The organism is Rhodohalobacter barkolensis (assembly GCF_002834295.1).
Taxonomy (GTDB): Bacteria; Bacteroidota; Rhodothermia; order Balneolales; family Balneolaceae; genus Rhodohalobacter; species Rhodohalobacter barkolensis.
Window position 1 is genome coordinate 1,105,200 of the sequence record NZ_PISP01000001.1, and the last position, 19,189, is coordinate 1,124,388.

Genomic DNA, 19,189 nt, shown 5'->3' on the forward strand with positions numbered 1-19,189 from the left:
AATCGATGGATATATCCATTCTATTTTGGCTGCTGTCTGCGTCTCTGCTCTACCTGGTAGGTACGTCCATTATTCTCATCCGCAACAGAATTGAGCTTACAGAACTGCCACATGATACAGCCGAAAATTTAAACAGCAAAAAAATCTCTGTCTGCATTCCTGCCCGAAATGAAGAAAACAACATTGCAACACTTTTGAGTTCAGTTTTTAAACAAACCTACGTCAACTACAACGTGCATGTTTTAGATGACCGATCTACGGATCAAACCCCTCAAATTTTAGATGAATTTAGAAGCTTACACCCCGACAGGCTTTATGTTCATCGCGGAACAACAAAACCGGATGACTGGCTTGGCAAACCGTGGGCTTGTCACCAGCTTGGTTCCCTGGCAGATGGAGAAATACTTCTTTTCGTTGATGCAGATACAAAACTAGAATCAGATGCACTGGCCAAAATCAATCACACATTTGCACACTATCAACTTGATATGATTACAGTTTGGCCAAGGCAGATCTTGGGAAGTTTTTGGGAAAGAACCGTAATTCCACTTATCTATTTTGCGCTTCTTACTGTACTTCCTTCCATCTATGTATATCGAAAGCCCAGATGGATGCCACAATGGATTTACACCAATTTTAAAGATAAGTTTGCGGCTGCGAATGGCCAGTGTCTGGCATTTACAAAAGAGGCATATCACAAGATCAATGGTCATCAGTCTGTTAAACAACAAATTGTTGAAGATGTACATCTGGCAAAAAAAATTAAAAGAGAAGGATTACAACTGCGAATGTTTACCGGAATGGAAACCATTAGCTGCAGAATGTATAAGTCTGAGTCGGAAATGTTTGAGGGACTGCGTAAAAATTTCCTTGCGGGATTTGAAAATTCTTTACCGGTATTCATAATTGCAGCAGTTTTACATATCATCGTTTTTCTGCTTCCATTCTTTACACTTGCCTGGCAGTTGATTTCTTACAATCCGCCTATTCTTTTTCTTTCATCTGCAGCAATCTCCATTATATTCATTCAGAGGATAATTATTTCCATTTGGTTTGGCTGGAATCCAATCTATACCTTTACGCACCCTATAGGTGTATTATGGTTTCAAAGGCTGGGTTTTACAAAAATTCTCGATAAGATGACGGGCAGAAACGCGCTATGGAAAGGAAGAGAAATTTAATGGATACGAATAATACTCATTCATAGTTTTTAACAACTTAGAAAGAATTTTCACACCTAAAGTTGTCGTACTATTTATTTTTATTCATCAAGTACGCTATATTGATAACAGATGAAGGAATGGATCAATAAATATATTAAGTATCTGAGGATAGAGAAGAACTCCTCTCCTCATACTTTGACCTCATATCGTACAGATTTAGAACAATTTTTATCCTTCTGCTCTTCACATTTTGACAAAACATTAGATGAGGTTGATATCCATCATATTGATCGATTAACGATCCGTTTATGGTTAGGAGCACTCAGTGAGGATGGAATGGCAAGGAGTACAATTTCAAGAAAAGTAGCCTCAATTCGATCTTTTTTTAAATACAGTTTTGTTCGCGGTGCCATCCAAAAAAATCCCGCACATCTGTTAATTGTACCGAAAAAAGAGAAAAAACTTCCCAAAACGGTTCAGGTAGAAGAAATTGAGCGAATGATGAATCTTGCCGAAACCGGCACACCCATTGGAAACCAAGACCGGGCGATACTTGAGCTTTTTTATGCAACAGGAATGCGGCTGAGTGAATTAACCGGTTTAAATATCAATCAACTGGATCTGAACGATAAACAGGTAACCGTAATTGGTAAAGGTAACAAACAGCGTATCATACCGTTAGGTAATCAAGCCATTCAAGCATGCAAACACCATCTTGAAACACGTAGCGAACTTTATGGTAAAAGAACAGATTCTGACGCACGCAAAGCACTGTTTATAGCTCCCGGGGGACAACGTATGTATCCGCGCCGCACGCAATCTATCGTGAAAAATTATCTGACTAAAGTGAGTGAAGTCACGCAAAAAAGTCCACATGTTTTGAGACACAGTTTTGCTACTCATATGCTGGATGCCGGAGCTGATATCCGCATCATCAAAGAATTTTTAGGACATGCAGATTTATCTGCAACACAAATCTATACTCATACAAGTGTAGATCGTTTAAAAAAAGTATACAGTAAAGCCCACCCAAGGGCAGAAAAATAAACCTTAATTGGAGGAACTAATGAAAACGACTTTCACAGCAAGACATTTTGAATGCAGCCAAGACTTAAAAGAGTTTAGTTTAAGCTCTGTAGAAAAACTAGAGCAATTTTTTGATAAAATTATTGTCTGCGATATCGTTCTTCAACCCGGACAGGATGACGATAACCCTGCGATTGCAGAATTAAATGTAAAGGTTCCAAAAACATTGATTAACGTAAAAGAGGAAGCTCCCTCCTATGAACAAGCTATTGGAACTGCAGTAGACACCGCTGTAAGACAGCTTCGAAAGTATAAGTCGAAACATTTTGAACACTACTAATGAATCACTGCATTCAAAACCTGTTCTGAAAATTATATCAGAACAGGTTTATTTTTATTCACACCCAAAAAGACAATAACATGCTTTTTGAAAATCAGGATATTATTCCTAAGCGTGAGAAAGTTCCCGTTTCAACTTTAGTTGACAGGTTGAAAGAGACTATTAAGATTGATCTTGAACCTTGCACCTCAGAAGAGCATGCAGAAAAAAAATATGTTGTAGAAGCCGATTTACATCGACCGGGGTTAGCCCTCTCCGGGTATGTGGACCTCTTCACATACCAGCGTATACAAATTATAGGAAATACAGAGTGCCGGTTTTTAAGGAATTTAAGTGAGTCAGAAATGATGAGTTCCTTTGAACAGTTAGTCTCTTTTGACATACCGGTCATATTTCTAACTGATAACAACAACCTCCCCGAAAAAGTACTCAAACTGGCTGATCAGCATAAAATTCCGGTTTATCGTACTGATATAGAAACCACCAAGTTTATGTACCAGCTGCGGGATTTTCTTGAAGATCTCTTTGCCGTTCAAACCATGCTGCACGGTACAATGGTTGATGTTTATGGGATTGGTATTCTCATAGCCGGTAAATCGGGTATTGGCAAGAGTGAAGTTGCCTTAGACTTGGTTGAACGAGGACACCGGCTTGTATCGGATGATGTTGTGATTCTGACTAAGAAAAACAATATCTTGTTGGCCTCTGCCACCGAAATGAACAAGCACTTTATGGAAATCAGAGGGCTTGGTGTAGTCGATGTTATGTCTATGTTTGGAATTCGATCCATCCGCTACCAAAAGCGGTTAGAGGTTGTTTTAGAACTCTCCCTTTGGGAAAACGCAGATAAAGTTGATCGTACAGGATTGAACAACGATACGATTGGAATTTTGGGTACAAATATTCCGTTAATTCATCTACCGATTACTGCCGGTAAAAATATTACCGTAATTGCAGAGGTTATTGCAATGAATTATCTCTTAAAACACTACGGTTACGATGCTGCCAAAGCATTTCAAAAGAAAGTGAAAAAACACATTTCTGAGAAAAAAAACAGAAGCGACATGCCGAAAAGAGCTATTGAATACTTTGAAGGAGATTTTGAATAATCAATATCATCTAATTATTTCGTAACAAATCCTTCCCGAAACACTCTTTTATATGCAATAGGAATGTGCTAAATTGTCGGCGCTGATACACAACCGCTCAAATATGTCTGATATCAAACATTTTTACTACGATAACGAGCAGTGCGAATTTGTTCCTGTTATCTACGATAAAAAGAAAAAAATATTTAACGCTCTCTCATTTTGGATAATCAACGGTATTGTGATGGCCAGTATTGCTATCATTGTATTATCCAATTTTATTGGTTCCCCTGCAGAAATTGCTTTAAAAGCTGAGAATGATGCGTTAATGAATCAGTTACAAACCACCCGTGTTTCCATCACGGAGCTTGAATCGGAACTAAGCACTATTTCTGAACTGGATAACGAGATGTATCGATCAGTTTTAGGATTAAATCCCATATCCGATGATGAAAGAATGGCAGGTACAGGTGGTACAGACCCCTACTCCGATTTTGATCTCTACAGCGAAGATGCTTCAGAAATTTTACGCTGGACAGCTTCCCGGCTTGATAACTTGGAAAGACGACTGAGTATTCAGAAAATGTCTTTTGAAGAGATAAAATCCTACTACAACGAAAATCAGGAAAGGTTGAAGCATGTCCCTGCCATTCGTCCGGTGAACGGAATTTTGTTAAGCGGATACGGACCAAGAATTCATCCTGTTCTAAAATACAGAAGGATGCACGAAGGTATTGATTTCCGCGCAAACATCGGTACTGATATCTATTCAACCGGTGAAGGCGTGGTTAAATATGCCGGAAGAAGAGGCAACTACGGCCTTTTGGTAGAAATAGATCACGGATTTGGATACGTAAGCCGATATGCACATATGTCTGGTTTTGCAGATGGAATCAAAACTGGCGCAAAGATCGAACGTGGTCAACTTATTGGGTATTCAGGTGAATCTGGTATGACGAACGGACCACATCTCCATTACGAAGTGCATTTTGAAGGTGAAGCTGTAGACCCGCTTAATTATCTTTTTGCAGAAATCACTCCTGAAGAGTATTTGATGTATAAAGATATTGCAGAGAATAACCCAATGTCGATGGATTGATAAAGTGACGACATTTCGTTTGTCACTTCATCCAATTTATCTTACTCACCCGGTAATTTTCATAATTCCCGGCTCTACATCATTCTCATCCGATTGAGAAGTCAAATCGATCCCTTTGCTCTTTTTTAGAACCACATTAAAAAGAAATGACAAGGCTGATTTGGCCTGCAGTATCTCCCCTTTCGTTCTATTCACATTACTTTCCAGAGATGATAAAAAATAATCTCTCTGCCATAGCCTAATCTGGCTCGAATGAACGACAGACATCTCTTCAAGGAATTTAGATACCCATTTTAGAGCACTCTTCTCGGCAACATAGTTGGCTTGTTTTCTGCGAAGTTCAATTCTTAAGTTCGATAGGATTAAATCTCTTCTCATTGTTTCTCCTTTTTTCTTATAAGAAACAGATAGATCCAAATCCTGACAGAATTTTTTGAATTAATTCTCTTTACACTGAAAAATACTATCCGGTAAACTCCATAAAAAAAGCTCTCAATCAACGATTGAGAGCTTTTAAATTACTTGAAGTGGAGCTGGCGGGAGTTGAACCCGCGTCCGAGAAGGTAAATCGTCAAGCATCTACATGCTTAGCTATTGATTAAGGTTTCGGATGAAGCAATGCTCAATAGCAAAGCAACTCCACCCTATTCTGTATTAAGTTCTCCAGCCACGCGACAGACACGCCCTTCGGAAAAGCCAGTTTTATCGGCGCTCGCAATGGGGCCTACTGGCAAGACGCCCAAGGGAACGGACTCGTCAGTTTAAGCTGCGAGTCTGTAAGAGTAATTGTTGTCAACTACTTTTATTCCATGATGAATGATTAACGAGATTCATCGGTCAATCTCGGCATGCAGCCTGCAATTGTACTCAACCCGTCGAATCCGGTACAGCCCCATTAAGTCAAAGAACTTTATAGTCTGATAATATAACGAAATATAATCGGAATTCGTATATCTGTTATCCCGGACTATAATCCTTTATCATTGTGCAAATTCCCTTATTTTCAAATAGTGAAAGCAGGTAATCCGGAACGTTTCATCGCAGTAAAATCTTATAAGTCATATTTACATATAACTTTATCGTGTTCATTTCGTCTACTGCAAAAACTCACATATTTTTTAAAACTGAGCTTGTGTACAGAATTACATTCCTATTCATCCTTTTATTATCAATTTCATTTACATCTGCTTTTGGGCAGAATACCGGTTCGGTGAATGGATACATTACCGATAGCCTCTCCGGAGAGACATTACTTTCTGCGAATATTGCAATACTTGAAATCAACAGGGGCACTTCAAGTAACAATTCCGGTTACTTCAGTATTACAAATATAGAACCGGGTACTTATACACTGGTTGCCACCTACATTGGGTATGAGCGTTTTGAAATTGAGATCACTATAGAGGCAGATCAAACCCTTCGCCAAAATATAGAATTAGTACCCGAAGGAGTTGAGCTTGAGGAGTTGGTGGTTGAATCGCGGGCAGAACGTGAAGCTCAACGAAATATCGGCCGGGCTGAAGTTTCCACTGAATTAATTAAAGAAGTACCAGCAATAATTGAACCGGACGTTTTTCGATCCGTTCAACTACTACCCGGTGTAAAGGCGGCTTCCGATTTTTCAAGTGGATTGTACATCAGAGGTGGCGGTCCCGATCAAACCCTGATCCTTTTGGATGAAACCACCGTTTATAATCCATCTCACTTTTTCGGGTTTTTCTCCACATTTAACCCGGATGCCGTAAAGGATGTTCGGCTTTATAAAGGTGGGTATCCTGCCGAATTTGGAGGTCGCTTGGGATCCGTTTTAACGGTATTCAACAAGGATGGTAATCGAAATGAAACCACAGGTACGGTCAGTCTTGGTTTTCTTGCATCCCGTGCATCCGTGGAAGGCCCATACAGTAAGGGATCTTGGATGTTATCCGTTCGCAGATCTACGCTGGAACCGGTTTTGGCCGTACTGCGTCAATCCGTGGATACAGTACCCGACCTTTTCTACTTTTATGATGTAAACGGGAAAATAAATCTTGATGCTTCTGAAAATGATCGATTTTCAATAGCATTTTATGCCGGTAAAGACAAAGTATCTTTACCCTTTCAGGAAGATGCTACAATTAATCTTAACTATGGAAATCAAACCGTAAGTACGAAATGGAGACGTATTATTTCTGATCGTCTCTTCAGTTCAGTTACGGTTACGGGCTCACGATATTTCAATCAACCCGGATTTCAAATTGGAGGCACTCCGTTTGAGAGCAATAACAAAATTAACGATTTCTCCCTGAAAAGTGACTTTGAGTATTTGCCGAATGAGCGGCATACAATTTCGTCGGGAATCTGGAGCGGTATTCTCACCTTAAGCTATTCAGATCAGTTTGACAATCAGCCTACGTTCACAAATCGCATACAATCCACGTACCTCTCAGCTTACATTCAAGATGAATGGAAACCGAACAGAAAATGGATTATCAACGGTGGTCTTAGACTCAATACATTTGCTGAGGGTGATTTTTACAGACTTGAACCCAGAATTTCCGTTGAACACCGACCTTTCTCCAATGTACGCTTACAGGCTGCATATGGCCGATACTACCAATATTTGACACTCATCACGAACGAAGCATTTTCAGGATTTGATATTTGGTTGACCTCAGATGACGGAGTACCTCCATCTTATGGCGATCAGTTCGTTATCGGTGCAAAAACCATCCCCTTTGAAGGTTATGGGTTTGATGTTGAATTATACTATCGAACCATGAGAGACCTGTTTGAACTGGACCCATTTGTTAGTGATGCCGCAGGATTAGACTACACAGAACTATTCAGATTTGGGGAAGGCTACGCTTACGGTATAGAGTTGTTTTTAGAGAAACAAACCGGACGGTTCGTAGGATTCATCGGATATACATTTGGGATAACGGAACGGAAATTTCCCGGCTTCAATGGAGAGATTTTAGACAACCCGCAGAGAGGCCGATTCTATCCACCAAAATATGATCGAACTCATGATGCAAACATTGTGAGCAGCTATCAGCTCTCCAATAGATGGACCGTATCTACAGTATTTAATTTTGCGACCGGCCAACCCTATACTGAACCGCTCGGAAGAACTCAGCTGACAGGAGTTCCCTGGGGGAGCAGTGAGCGTGACATATTTACCATCGGAAATGTAAATGCTTCACGACTGCCCTCCTATCACCGACTCGACATTGCATTTAGCAGACGAGGAACATTTTTTAATATTGGCGATGCTGAATGGCAGTTCCAGCTGATTAATGCATACTCCAGAAGAAATATCTGGTTCTATAATTACGACTTTGAGGAAAATCCTGTTGAACGACAGGACGTACAACTGCTGCCCATCATTCCATCGATATCTTATACCGTAAATTTTTAAATCTTCATGAAAAAATATTTCATCATAACAGTCATTCTATTCCTTTCCATCACAGCCTGTGAGAGCTACAATCAGGATGATTACCAAGAGTATATTGTTGTTGAAGGATATGTAACCGCCGGACAGTCCCTGCCGGAAATCCGGCTTAGTACTACTCAGGTTGCTGACAGTTTATATGATTTTGAAAATAGCGCAATTGACAATGCTATTGTTCAGATTACTCTTTTAGATGAAGATGGAGAAACAGAAGAACTTTTTGAGTACGTGCAAATTACCGGTCAAAGAGGTATTTATGAACCTATTGTACAGAGCTATCGTGTGGAACCTCGACGAACATATAAACTGGATGTAGTTTTTACGGATAGACCGGATCAAATTTCAGCTACGACTACCGTTCCAGACCAGGTTGAAGTTATTAATGAGGTACCTGAATCAGTTGTATATCAAAGTGACGAACAACTTGAAATTGTTTTAGCAGAAACGTTGCCAACCCGCGATCAGAATGTATTTGTATTTAATACCATTTCGCTGGAACCCGCGATTGAAAACCTCACGCCTTTTTACCTGAGTGTGGTTGAAGATGAAGATGATGTAGATATCAATGAATATGTAAGAAACTCTTCAGGTTTGATTAATGAAGGAAATTTCGACCCCTTACCAGATGGTACCATACTTTTAAGGTTTCCATGGATTGGTGTTGCCTTCTTTGGAGAAAACCTGGTTGTTACGCTATCTGTTGATAAAAATCTGTCTGATGTTATTCGTTCTCAGGAGGTTCAGCTTGGAGGGTCCACCCTTTCACCCGGAGAAATTCCAAATCTGTTGTACAATATTGAAGGAGGTATAGGTGTTTTTGGGAGTTTAACTGCAGATACCATTCAAACCAATTTCAGCAGACCCTTTTAACCTTTCCAGATAGCAACTTTTCGTCATTATTAAACTTCTATTCTATTTTTTCGTGATCGTTTTTTTCGAGATATTTAAGTGCTAAAATCCAAAGCTTAATAAACTATCATGATTGTACCTATCGCAAGTGACCACGCCGGCTACGAAGCCAAGGAAAAGGCAAAACAAATACTTGAAAAAATGGGCCACACGCCCGTTGATTTTGGCACACACTCGCCAGATTCAGTTGACTATCCTGACTTTGCAGTTCAGGTTTCGGAAAAAATCAACTCCGGAGAAAATAACTTTGGGGTTTTAATTTGTGGAAGCGGTCAGGGCATGTGTATGACAGCCAATAAATTTCCAAACGTACGGGGTGCATTGGTTTACAATAATGAATCAGCCAAATTAACCCGCCAGCACAACAACTCTAACATCCTCTGTTTACCGGGGCGAGAATTACCAGATGATCTGTTGGAAAGCGTAATCAAAACCTGGTTTCAAACAGAATTTGAAGGCGGAAGACACGATCGACGGGTAAAGAAAATTCACTCATTAACTGAAAAAAAGTAAAAATGGATTCATTGAAACATCAAGATCCTGAACTGTACGGATATTTAGAAAAAGAGACAGAACGCCAAAATTACAATTTCGAGCTGATCGCCTCTGAAAATTTTGCATCCAAAGCTACCATATCAGCTATGGGATCGGTTTTGACAAACAAGTACGCCGAAGGTTATCCCGGTAAAAGGTACTATGGCGGGTGTGAATTTGTAGATCAGGTGGAAGATCTTGCACGAGAAAGAGGTAAAAAATTATTTGGCGCTGACTGGGTGAATGTTCAGCCTCACTCCGGGGCATCGGCTAATGCGGCTGTTTATCTTGCTATGATGAAACCCGGCGATACGCTTTTAGGTTTGGATTTAGCACACGGCGGACACTTAACTCACGGCTCTCCGGTAAACTTTTCCGGAATTACCTATCACCCCGAATTTTATGGTGTGGATAAAGAGACCGGGCTCATAGATATGAATAAAGTTCGAGAAAAAGCCAAAGAGGTAAACCCGAAAATGATCTCCATCGGCGCAAGCGCTTATCCCCGGGATTTTGACTATCAGGCATTTCGTGATATTGCTGATGAAGTAGGTGCCATTCTATGGATGGACATGGCGCATACCGCCGGATTAATTGCAGCAAAAGAGCTGAATGATCCGCTTCAAATTTGTGATGTTGTTACCACAACTACCCACAAAACATTACGTGGACCAAGAGGCGGAATGATTTTGATCGGTAATGACAGTGAGAACACAATTGGTGTTGTTGCCAGAAAATCGGGTCGAACCAAAAACTGGAGTGAAGTTCTCGACTCAGCAGTATTTCCGGGCAGCCAGGGTGGTCCGCTGATGCACGTCATTGCCGCAAAAGCTGTAGCATTTGGTGAAGCGCTAAAACCTGATTTTAAAACTTATCAGAAGCAGGTAAAAGCAAATACCAAGGTCATGGCTGAAGAGTTTCTCAACCGAGGTTATAAATTGGTAAGCGGCGGCACAGACAATCACCTGATTTTGGTAGATCTCAGAAGTAAAGGGTTAACCGGAAAAGTAGCTGAAGAATCGTTGGATGACGCAGGTATTACCGTAAATAAAAATATGGTTCCATTTGATACCGAAAGTCCATTTGTCACTTCAGGAATCCGAATCGGAACCCCTGCCCTCACTACCCGAGGGTTCAAAGAAGATGAGTTTAGATCTGTAGTTGAATTGATCGACAACGTTCTTCAAAAACCTGAAGATGAATCAAACAGGAAGAAAGTAAAACAGCAGGTTCGTGAAATGTGTGAAAAGTTTCCGCTGTACGATTTTGTAATTGTTTAATCTCAATAATGCATGAACCGAAAAGCACGTTCACTCCATATAATTAACTCTGCTGAATGAGCGAACAAGAAGGTCGTACAAAACGAAGTATCATGGGCAAAGTATTGCCTAAAGCAAAGCCGCCCAAGGAAGATCCAACAAACAATATGTCTTTTCTGGATCATCTCGAAGAACTTAGGTGGAGAATTTTAAAAGGATTGGTCGGTGTACTTTTTGGTGTAATCGTCGCTTTCTTTTTCCGTGATTTCATCATCCAGCAGTTTATTCTTGGGCCGGCGAGAGCTGATTTTTTCATGTATCAGATCATGCCCATTGATGCGGTGGATCTATCTTTAATCTCCCGGAGACTACCGGGGCAGTTCTTTACCTACTGGGGTACGCTGATCGTTGCCGGTGGTATTATTGGCTCACCAATTCTGATTTACCAGCTTTGGGCCTTTGTTGAACCCGCTTTGGAGACCGGTGAAAAGATTAAAACATTTCTAAACGCGATGTTTATTAATTTTTTCTTTTTGCTCGGTATCTCTTTTGGGTACTTCATCCTGGTTCCTTTTGCCGTACAGTTCTTTACTCAGTTCATTATCGATACAGTGATTAGTAATGAGTTTGATATCAATGAATATTTCACATCTGTTGCGATGTGGACACTGGCCTGTGGAGTAATTTTCCAGATCCCTGTGGTCAGTTACTATCTATCCAAGGTGGGTTTACTTACACCCGAAATCATGAAAGCATATCGCAGACATGCTATTGTAGCAGTGATGATTGTGGCGGCATTTTTAACCCCGCCGGATCCTGTCTCACAGCTAATGATTGCCATACCACTGCTGTTTCTTTACCAGTTTGCCATCTTTTTAAGTAAAGTTGCAAATAAACAGAGAAAACGAGCGTTAGAAAAAGCGTTTGGAGATTCATAAACACGTTTAGAAATAAGTTGTTTAATGATTCATGAAAACCCGTTACCTTTCAGCCTGTAAAAAAAGGATGTCTTATTAATTTTTTGAAAATATTTAAATCATAAATGAAGTTTAGCTCTTTTAAAATCTCGATCATATTAGCCGTTTCACTATTTGCCATTATTTCCTGTGATACAAATGATCCTTTCAACATTCCCCCTCCGGATTTTTCAACGGTTCCCGATGCCTATGACTATGAAGATTTGGAGCCGATTGATATAGAAGAAGGAATCACAGCATATATTCACGAAGAGGGAGACGGAGTGGGTACTGTTACCATTCGCGATGATTTACTCCTGTTTATTACATTGAGGACATTGGATGGAGATATCATCTATAGTACCTATAATGATGCCAGTGTTGAACCTACGACGGTTCGTGTAGGGAATATTCAACTTAATCCAAGTGTGTTCAATTACAGTATTCAACTGACATACACTTATGGAATGAGGCAGGGTCTTATAGGTATGGAAGAGGGAGAACGACGGACTTTGATCGTTCAACCTGAACAGGGATTTGCAGATTTGCCGGACGGTGCTGCTAATTCTGAATACAAAGAATCTGTGCTGCAGTATGATGTTATTGTCCTAGACATTCTGGATTAAGAACATCTTAAAAAAAGAAACGAAGGTTATTAAAAAGAAGAGTTTTTAAAACAGCTCTTCCTTTTTTGTTTTAGAAATTCAAATACTCCCGTTCAAACCGGCCCTTCAGATTGGTGAGTATTTCATGAACGTTTGTCCCTGCAAGTTCAGACCAATCCGCTGCATTTAAAGCCTCACCTCCAAGCAGTGTAACATCCGCATCCGTTGAGATCTTATCCCCTTTTAGGTAAACCATTATGTAATCCATAGTAACGTTACCAACCTGAGAATAAAGCTTCCCATTGATTGAAACCTGTAACTTGTTGCTTAGTGATCTTGGAATTCCATCTCCATATCCAACAGGAATGGTTGCCAGGTACCCATCTTCGGGACAACGCCATGTTGCGCCATAGCTCACGGTATCCCCTCTCTTTACAGGCCTGACCTGTGCTACCTTTGATTTCCACGTTAGTGCCGGCTTCAGCCATTTGTGCCGGGTTTGGCCGGGATTGTACCCTAATAAACCCAACCCGGTTCTGATCATATCATAATGGTCAGTATTGTAATTGGTAGCTGCTCCGGTATTGCTGATATGCTTTAACGGAATTTCTTCAAACTGTTTGATGAGATCAGAAAAACGATCCGCTTGTTTTTGTACCAATTCAGATCCGGGATCGTCAGCTGTTGCATAGTGGGAATAGATTCCACTACAGGTCAACCTTTGATTTAATACAGCTTGCTGGCGGACTTCCTTTACTTGTTCGGGAGAAAATCCAAGCCTTCCCATTCCCGTATCAAAATTAAGATGATAATCGGTACCATCCATCAATATTGAAAAATGAGTGAGGTGACTGACCGTAGCTGTTAAATTGTGAGTTTGATAGGCTGCGGCCGTTTCATAGGTAGGAACTCCAAACACCAATACGGGTTTGGTAATACTGGCTCTCCTCAGCTCAATAGCTTCATCTACATTAGCCACGGCAAACCAATCCACCTGTTCTTGGATATGCTTGGCCACATTCACAACTCCATGGCTGTAGGCGTTGCACTTCACAACAGCCAGAACCTTCTTATTGGGCACCCTCTGTTTGATGGCTTCCAGGTTTTTAGAAATGGCGTCCAGATCAATTTCTAAATATGAGTTTGGAAAATGATTCTTCAAGATTACGCTCCAAATAGTTTCTTTTTCGATTTTTTCAGTATCACATGTGCTGCATTATATCCTGCGGCTCCAAAAACTCCACCTCCCGGATGGCACGAAGCGCTCGACAAATAGAGATTTTCAATTGGGGTCTCATACCGGCTCAGTTCAGGTGTGGGTCTGAACATGAACATCTGATCAAAATTCATCTCCACATGCATCACATTCCCGCGCAGAAGTCCATGCTTCCGTTCAATATCCAGCGGGGACTGAATATACCAATCTATCAGCTTTCCTTTCATATTTGGCGCGTATTTTTCAACAACTCCATAAATTTTTTCAGCTTCGCGTTCACGGATATCGTCCCACTTTTCACCATTCGAAAGCTCGTACGGATGCCATTGAGCCCAGGCAAATAGAGTGTGTTTCCCATCTTTGGCCACTTCCGGATCAATTTTAGAAAAGGTCATGGCCAGCACGGCAGGATCTTCCGGTGGCAAACCTTTTGTGTAATCACCAATCGCGCGATTCATGTACTCCACAGATGGTGCCAAAAGCTGCATTCCATTATGTATAATCGGATCATCGGGAGCAGCCGTGTATTGTGGCAGCTCTTCAACGGCACACCGAATCACCATCCCAAAACCGTTACCAACCTGGATATTCTCTACTTTTTTGAAAAGTGAATCATCCAGATGTTCGCGACCCACCAGTTTCATCATGGTTGTCTGAACGTGGGCGTTTGACACGATCAGATCGGCTTTATAATATTCTTCATTCTCAGTAACAACGCCCACAGCTTTTCCGTCACGAATATCAATTGACTTCACCGGAGAGTTTGGAATGACTTCTCCCCCATGAGCTTCAATCAAGTTCTTCATCGCCTGGGTGAGCATTCCGCTCCCACCCTTCGGATGTTTTGCACCACTTTGATGAAGCATAGACTGCCACCCAACAAAATCACCCGTTGCTGACTGATCCGGCAGCGGCCCGGATTGTGCAGCAAACCAGGTTAAAGCAGCTTTCAAGTATGGATTTTCAAAAGCTTTGTCCACCACGCTACCGTAACTTCCCAAAATCTTTTGCAAGCCATCCATCTGTTCCCCTTTCTTGAACATGGATCCATCCCGAATTTGTCCCTTTGCCATCTCCATGAAAATATTCTTCCCGGTAGGCGGAACCATAAATGCTTTCAGCACTCCTTTATTAATGCGCCCCCAGAATTCTATAAATTCACGATAGTTCTCTACGTCCTCCGGAGCAACTTTAGCAATTGAATCAAGTGTCTTCTCCAGATCTTTGTGAAAATGTATCACTCCCTTACCGTCGGGAACCGGGTAGCTCATAAACGGATCCATCTCGATATATTCCAAACCATAATCTGTCAGCTCAAGCTCCTCCAGAATACCGGTTTGATGAATCATGATGTGCACAGACGAACCCACATCCATCCTGAATCCATTCGGATTTTCATCCGATTGAAACATTGTTTCCGTACAGACCGCCCCGCCAATTGTATCTCGTCTCTCTAAAACTCCTACCTTATAACCCGCTTTTGCCAGATAACTTCCGGTAACAAGACCATTGTGACCGGATCCAATAATTAGTGCATCAAATTCTTTCATATTTCGTAGGGTTTAAGCATGGAATGAATTTCTACTTTTAGTAAGTTCTTTCTAACAACATAAGCACCCCGCTCATTCGGGCATTTGAAAATAATAAGTAATCAAACAGATAATGCAATTTTTTAAGACTTTTTTAGCTTCTATTCTGGGCACCATTTTAGGAGTTTTAATTTTAGTACTCATCCTATTTGCAACACTTGTAAGCAGTTCTTCAGAACCGGAACCTTACATTCGATCCAATACGGTTCTGACCATGAATATATCGGGAGATATTCCTACCCGTGTCTCAGATGACCCGATTGAGGAACTCTTTAATCCGGGTGCCACTCACAGAATGTCCCTGCAAAACCTTAAATCAAATCTTGATAAGGCTGCGGCAGATGATAACATTCAGGCAGTTTGGGTAAAAACCAACCAAGTTTTGGCATCATGGGCAAATCTCGAAACAGCCTATCGATATTTTGAGGAGTTTAAAGAGAGCGGGAAACCCATCTATTTCAGCACAGATGACATCGGGATGAATGAGAAATCGTACTACCTGGCATCTTTGGCTGATAGTATCTTCACTCCTCCTGTTACAAATTTTGAGTTTGACGGATTTGTAGCTCAATTTACTTTCTACAGCGATATGCTCGACAAAATTGGAATTGAGCCTGAAATTTTCAGAGTTGGAAAGTATAAATCTGCAGTTGAACCTTACATCAACGAAAGCAGCTCACCGGAAAGTCGTGAGCAGACAAGAGAAATTCTGGGAACAGCAACAAACACCTTTGTAGAGGCTGTAGCCAAGCGAACAGGCAAATCCAATGAAGAAGTTGATGAGTTACTAAACTCTGCTCCGATTGAGCGCGTCGAGTTTGCAATTGAAAATGGACTCATCGATGCTTACGCCTATGTTGACGAAGTAGAAGAGATCATCAAAGAGAGGTTGGAAGTTGATGAAGATACAGAACTCCAAACCGTTGGCTTTTCAAGATACTCCCGCGTAACAGCAAATAGTGCCGGTCTTGATCTGCCCGATACAAGTGACAGAATAGCGGTAATTTATTCCAGCGGAATTATTCTCCCTGACCTTGGTGATTCACCTTTTGGATCAGCCGGAATAACGCCCAAAAAATTTAAAAATCAGCTCGACTCTGCTGTAGAGGATGATAATGTAAAAGCAATTGTCGTGCATATTGATAGTCCGGGTGGCTCAGCCACATCATCAGACCTGTTGTGGCACTACATCAAGCAGGCCACTGAGAAAAAGCCTGTGATTGCTTCTATGGGTACCGTGGCAGCCTCGGGCGGTTATTACATGGCAATGGGTGCTGATACGGTTTTAGCCGGTGAAAACACCATTACAGGCTCAATCGGGATATTCAATCTGCTGTTTAATGCTGAAGAATTAGTATCAGACAAGATTGGCATTGACTATGAAACGCTTAAAACGCACGAGTACGCAGATCTGCTAAACCTGACCCGACCCTTTACTCCTGCAGAGCGTCGAATTATTCAACAAAATGTAGAAAGCGGATACGAAACTTTTCTGCAACGTGTGGCCGAAGCAAGAGGTATGACAAGGGATGAAACTCATGAAGTGGCTCAGGGCCGGGTTTACACCGGAGTAGCAGCATTGAATGCCGGTCTTATTGATGAAGTAGGAGATTTAGACAGAGCTATTGAAGTGGCAGCAGAAATGGCCGAAATAGATACCTACAGAATTGATACCTACCCTAAGAAAGAAGATATATTTGAAGCACTCTTTAGTTCATCCAATGCCAAAATCCAATCTATGATGACGTCGTGGGTTCCAAATAACCTACTTGAAGAAGCCAGAACGGTTCAGTTCTACATGAATCAGCCTAACGGGCAAAACTGGATGCTACTGCCTATCCAATTCGAAGTAAATTAATTTCGATGTAAGGGGGCTTTTCCTTAAAAGTCCCTTATTTTCAATAATTCTTAATCAAAAAGTATTAACGCTTTTGCCGTGGCCTAGCTATAGCAACTCAAAGCGTATCGTTAAAAATTTCAGAGCGTAAGGCTGCAGCAGACTATCGATTATCATGAAAACAGACAAATTCACTATAGAACAACTGAGTGAAGGATTTTTTGAATTGTTTGAAGACGGAACATTTAAAAAAATGAATCCCAAACGGCTTTCAAACCCGATGGATGATCCAACTCTTGGCAGATATTCATCAGCCCTGGGTATTGATCCCCTATTGATTACAAATGGAGATCAAAATATTGTTGTAGATCCCGGCTTGGGTTGGGGACTGGATCACAAAAGTCGCTATGATAATACTTCCAATATTATAACCAATCTGAATGTTTTTGGCTTGCGACCACAAGACATTCATCATGTTATTTTAACTCATCTTCACTTTGATCACGCTGCGGGTTCCACGTTTGTAAATGATCAGTTTAAAACTGAAGCGACTTTTCCGAATGCCATGTATTACGTGCACAAAGAAGAGTGGGAATACGCCTTAACACAGATTGAAAAAAACCACGACCTCATTGGTGCTGATTACCGCATGGATGAACTCTACAAACTGGTGGCCGAAAATCGCCTGCATTTTATTGAAGAAGATGAATTCACTGTTGTGCAGGGAGTAAAATTAATTAAGACGGGCGGACACACACCCGGGCACATGATCGTTAAAATCACTGATGAAGAGAAAGTGGCTTACTTTATGGGAGACCTGGTGCCAACCGAATTTCATCTGAATCAGCCATCTCATCCACAAACGGTATTAGACACGGCGAAGGCTCATCAGGCTAAAAAGCTTATCCTGCGAAAAGCATACCAGGAAAAAGCGATCATGTACTTCTATCACTCGCTGTATAAAAAGACAGGACAGCTAGCTATTGATGAAAAGCGAAGGTATGTGTTGAAGGATGAGTAGAAAACTATAAACCCGAAATTGCCAGCGTCAAACAGACCTGACAACGTTCGCTCGACTGTCGAGTGGAACTACCACAAAACCTAAGCCTGCCACAGAATACTCGACGGTTGAATACCGAAGTGAGTTAAGTTCCAATGCGAGAAGTGTGAGCAAGACGGAATAATTTGTCAGACGGCTAAAGGTTTTTATTTTCATAGCCAATCTTTCACAGAGCCGCCGGACGAGGGGCATACCTCAAAGGTTGAATTGATGGGGCTTGGTACCCGTTTCAGATATTCCCGGTTGTGGAATTGGAATCCAATTCAGAGTATACTCGACAGACGACTTGCGCAATTCAGACACTGGGAAGTTGATTATCAGCCTTAGTCGTCAGTCGAGGTTAATCCAACCTGTAATGAATAAACACCCTATCAGTATCAATCACATTGATTTGAGCTTCATTCTCCAACTGCATATCAATTTCAAGCTGGTCTGGCTGCGCGGGATCTTCGCTATCGGACAGGGTGAGTACACCTTCCATTTGCGTATCGGTGATTTGCCATGACAGTGTAAGCACGTCACCATTGCCGGATTGATAAACCAGCTCCCAGCTCACTTCTCGCAGAAGGTTGGAATTAAAGAGAGCATAATAATCTTCACCGTCAGCCAAAAAGCGTGCATCAAGTGATCCTAAGGGTGGCGGCGGCGGCGCATAGATAAAGTCTTCGTCCTTACTCTGACCTATCTCCAGATTGATCTCATCATCCAAATCCGCAACGGTTAAGTCGACAGAATAAACGGACCTTAGATCCGCAAAATTAGCGGTAACAATTGTATTTGACGAAATCTTAAACTCCAGTGGATTATCCGTTGATTCTCGGTCACCTGTCCAGTTTACAAAATCCCAACCCTCGTTTGCTGTAGCAGTTACCGATACATTACGGCCATCTTCATAACTGCCTGATGATGGATTGACTGTTCCTCCCTCGGACGGGGATGCGGAAGCCGTTAAAGAGTAAGATGCAGTGTCACTGTCGTTACCACTTTCATCACCATTACTGTCGGTTGTGCTACATCCATAGACCAACAGCAAGATGAGTACTGAAGTACATATATATATGGTTTTCTTCAT

Annotated in this window: 17 protein-coding genes and 1 other RNA gene; 13 read left to right on the forward strand and 5 right to left on the reverse strand. The window is 41.3% G+C overall.

The window, feature by feature from the left end; genetic code table 11:
* Positions 1-5: 5 nt before the first annotated feature.
* The 5 genes from CWD77_RS04590 (at position 6) to CWD77_RS04610 (ending at position 4,716) form a co-directional block, all read left to right on the forward strand.
* Complete coding sequence (locus CWD77_RS04590; RefSeq protein WP_101072037.1) at positions 6-1,181, forward strand: glycosyltransferase family 2 protein; 1,176 nt, start codon at positions 6-8, stop codon at positions 1,179-1,181.
* Positions 1,182-1,292: 111 nt separating this feature from the next.
* A complete protein-coding gene (locus CWD77_RS04595) occupies positions 1,293-2,210 on the forward strand; it encodes a tyrosine recombinase XerC (protein WP_101072038.1) in 918 nt (305 codons plus the stop codon).
* Positions 2,211-2,229: 19 nt separating this feature from the next.
* A complete protein-coding gene (gene hpf / locus CWD77_RS04600) occupies positions 2,230-2,529 on the forward strand; it encodes a ribosome hibernation-promoting factor, HPF/YfiA family (protein WP_101072039.1) in 300 nt (99 codons plus the stop codon).
* Positions 2,530-2,609: 80 nt separating this feature from the next.
* A complete protein-coding gene (hprK, locus tag CWD77_RS04605) occupies positions 2,610-3,638 on the forward strand; it encodes an HPr(Ser) kinase/phosphatase (RefSeq protein WP_101072040.1) in 1,029 nt (342 codons plus the stop codon).
* 103 nt (positions 3,639-3,741) lie between these two features.
* Positions 3,742-4,716, forward strand: coding sequence for a M23 family metallopeptidase (locus CWD77_RS04610; protein WP_101072041.1), 975 nt, complete (start codon positions 3,742-3,744; stop codon positions 4,714-4,716).
* Between the two features lie 45 nt (positions 4,717-4,761).
* Here CWD77_RS04610 and CWD77_RS04615 read toward each other — a convergent pair whose 3' ends face one another.
* Positions 4,762-5,094, reverse strand: a complete 333-nt coding sequence (locus CWD77_RS04615) for a hypothetical protein (RefSeq protein ID WP_133120178.1) — start codon at positions 5,092-5,094, stop codon at positions 4,762-4,764.
* A 147-nt stretch (positions 5,095-5,241) separates the two neighbouring features.
* Positions 5,242-5,610: a transfer-messenger RNA gene (gene ssrA, locus CWD77_RS04620) on the reverse strand.
* Positions 5,611-5,848: 238 nt separating this feature from the next.
* Between ssrA and CWD77_RS04625 the strand changes: the two genes are divergently transcribed.
* The 6 genes from CWD77_RS04625 to CWD77_RS04650 all read left to right on the forward strand — a co-directional run bounded on the left by CWD77_RS04625 (position 5,849) and on the right by CWD77_RS04650 (position 12,436).
* Positions 5,849-8,116 (forward strand): TonB-dependent receptor, encoded by a 2,268-nt coding sequence (locus CWD77_RS04625; RefSeq protein WP_240596648.1) that lies wholly within the window; start codon positions 5,849-5,851, stop codon positions 8,114-8,116.
* Between the two features lie 6 nt (positions 8,117-8,122).
* The gene (locus tag CWD77_RS04630; RefSeq protein ID WP_101072043.1) at positions 8,123-9,022 is read left to right on the forward strand and encodes a DUF4249 family protein; all 900 of its coding nucleotides are present in this window, start codon (positions 8,123-8,125) and stop codon (positions 9,020-9,022) included.
* Between the two features lie 108 nt (positions 9,023-9,130).
* A complete protein-coding gene (gene rpiB / locus CWD77_RS04635) occupies positions 9,131-9,574 on the forward strand; it encodes a ribose 5-phosphate isomerase B (RefSeq protein WP_101072044.1) in 444 nt (147 codons plus the stop codon).
* Positions 9,575-9,576: 2 nt separating this feature from the next.
* Positions 9,577-10,875, forward strand: coding sequence for a serine hydroxymethyltransferase (gene glyA / locus CWD77_RS04640; RefSeq protein ID WP_101072045.1), 1,299 nt, complete (start codon positions 9,577-9,579; stop codon positions 10,873-10,875).
* Positions 10,876-10,931: 56 nt separating this feature from the next.
* On the forward strand, positions 10,932-11,792 hold the full coding sequence (gene tatC / locus CWD77_RS04645) for a twin-arginine translocase subunit TatC (RefSeq protein ID WP_240596650.1): 861 nt from the start codon (positions 10,932-10,934) through the stop codon (positions 11,790-11,792).
* A gap of 104 nt (positions 11,793-11,896) precedes the next feature.
* Complete coding sequence (locus CWD77_RS04650) at positions 11,897-12,436, forward strand: FKBP-type peptidyl-prolyl cis-trans isomerase (RefSeq protein WP_101072046.1); 540 nt, start codon at positions 11,897-11,899, stop codon at positions 12,434-12,436.
* Between the two features lie 70 nt (positions 12,437-12,506).
* On the opposite strand, the gene alr is transcribed toward CWD77_RS04650, so the two are convergent.
* Both alr and CWD77_RS04660 read right to left on the reverse strand, forming a co-directional pair.
* On the reverse strand, positions 12,507-13,577 hold the full coding sequence (alr, locus tag CWD77_RS04655) for an alanine racemase (RefSeq protein ID WP_165779074.1): 1,071 nt from the start codon (positions 13,575-13,577) through the stop codon (positions 12,507-12,509).
* Positions 13,578-13,579: 2 nt separating this feature from the next.
* On the reverse strand, positions 13,580-15,181 hold the full coding sequence (locus CWD77_RS04660) for a phytoene desaturase family protein (RefSeq protein ID WP_101072048.1): 1,602 nt from the start codon (positions 15,179-15,181) through the stop codon (positions 13,580-13,582).
* 112 nt (positions 15,182-15,293) lie between these two features.
* Between CWD77_RS04660 and sppA the strand changes: the two genes are divergently transcribed.
* Positions 15,294-17,078, forward strand: coding sequence for a signal peptide peptidase SppA (gene sppA / locus CWD77_RS04665; protein WP_101072049.1), 1,785 nt, complete (start codon positions 15,294-15,296; stop codon positions 17,076-17,078).
* Between the two features lie 154 nt (positions 17,079-17,232).
* Positions 17,233-18,078: an MBL fold metallo-hydrolase gene (locus CWD77_RS04670; protein WP_101072050.1), complete on the forward strand. Its 846-nt coding sequence runs from the start codon at positions 17,233-17,235 to the stop codon at positions 18,076-18,078.
* A 379-nt stretch (positions 18,079-18,457) separates the two neighbouring features.
* Here the strand turns inward: CWD77_RS04670 and CWD77_RS04675 are convergent, their stop codons facing one another.
* Positions 18,458-19,189, reverse strand: coding sequence for an InlB B-repeat-containing protein (locus tag CWD77_RS04675; protein WP_101072051.1), 732 nt, complete (start codon positions 19,187-19,189; stop codon positions 18,458-18,460).

Bases quoted from the DNA above. Each gene is read 5' to 3' on its own strand.
- CWD77_RS04590 (WP_101072037.1), top strand. From the start codon at position 6: ATGGATATATCCATTCTATTTTGGCTGCTGTCTGCGTCTCTGCTCTAC.
- CWD77_RS04595 (WP_101072038.1), top strand. From the start codon at position 1,293: ATGAAGGAATGGATCAATAAATATATTAAGTATCTGAGGATAGAGAAG.
- hpf (WP_101072039.1), top strand. From the start codon at position 2,230: ATGAAAACGACTTTCACAGCAAGACATTTTGAATGCAGCCAAGACTTA.
- hprK (WP_101072040.1), top strand. From the start codon at position 2,610: ATGCTTTTTGAAAATCAGGATATTATTCCTAAGCGTGAGAAAGTTCCC.
- CWD77_RS04610 (WP_101072041.1), top strand. From the start codon at position 3,742: ATGTCTGATATCAAACATTTTTACTACGATAACGAGCAGTGCGAATTT.
- CWD77_RS04615 (WP_133120178.1), bottom strand. From the start codon at position 5,094: ATGAGAAGAGATTTAATCCTATCGAACTTAAGAATTGAACTTCGCAGA.
- CWD77_RS04630 (WP_101072043.1), top strand. From the start codon at position 8,123: ATGAAAAAATATTTCATCATAACAGTCATTCTATTCCTTTCCATCACA.
- rpiB (WP_101072044.1), top strand. From the start codon at position 9,131: ATGATTGTACCTATCGCAAGTGACCACGCCGGCTACGAAGCCAAGGAA.
- glyA (WP_101072045.1), top strand. From the start codon at position 9,577: ATGGATTCATTGAAACATCAAGATCCTGAACTGTACGGATATTTAGAA.
- tatC (WP_240596650.1), top strand. From the start codon at position 10,932: ATGAGCGAACAAGAAGGTCGTACAAAACGAAGTATCATGGGCAAAGTA.
- CWD77_RS04650 (WP_101072046.1), top strand. From the start codon at position 11,897: ATGAAGTTTAGCTCTTTTAAAATCTCGATCATATTAGCCGTTTCACTA.
- CWD77_RS04660 (WP_101072048.1), bottom strand. From the start codon at position 15,181: ATGAAAGAATTTGATGCACTAATTATTGGATCCGGTCACAATGGTCTT.
- sppA (WP_101072049.1), top strand. From the start codon at position 15,294: ATGCAATTTTTTAAGACTTTTTTAGCTTCTATTCTGGGCACCATTTTA.
- CWD77_RS04670 (WP_101072050.1), top strand. From the start codon at position 17,233: ATGAAAACAGACAAATTCACTATAGAACAACTGAGTGAAGGATTTTTT.
- CWD77_RS04675 (WP_101072051.1), bottom strand. From the start codon at position 19,189: ATGAAGAAAACCATATATATATGTACTTCAGTACTCATCTTGCTGTTG.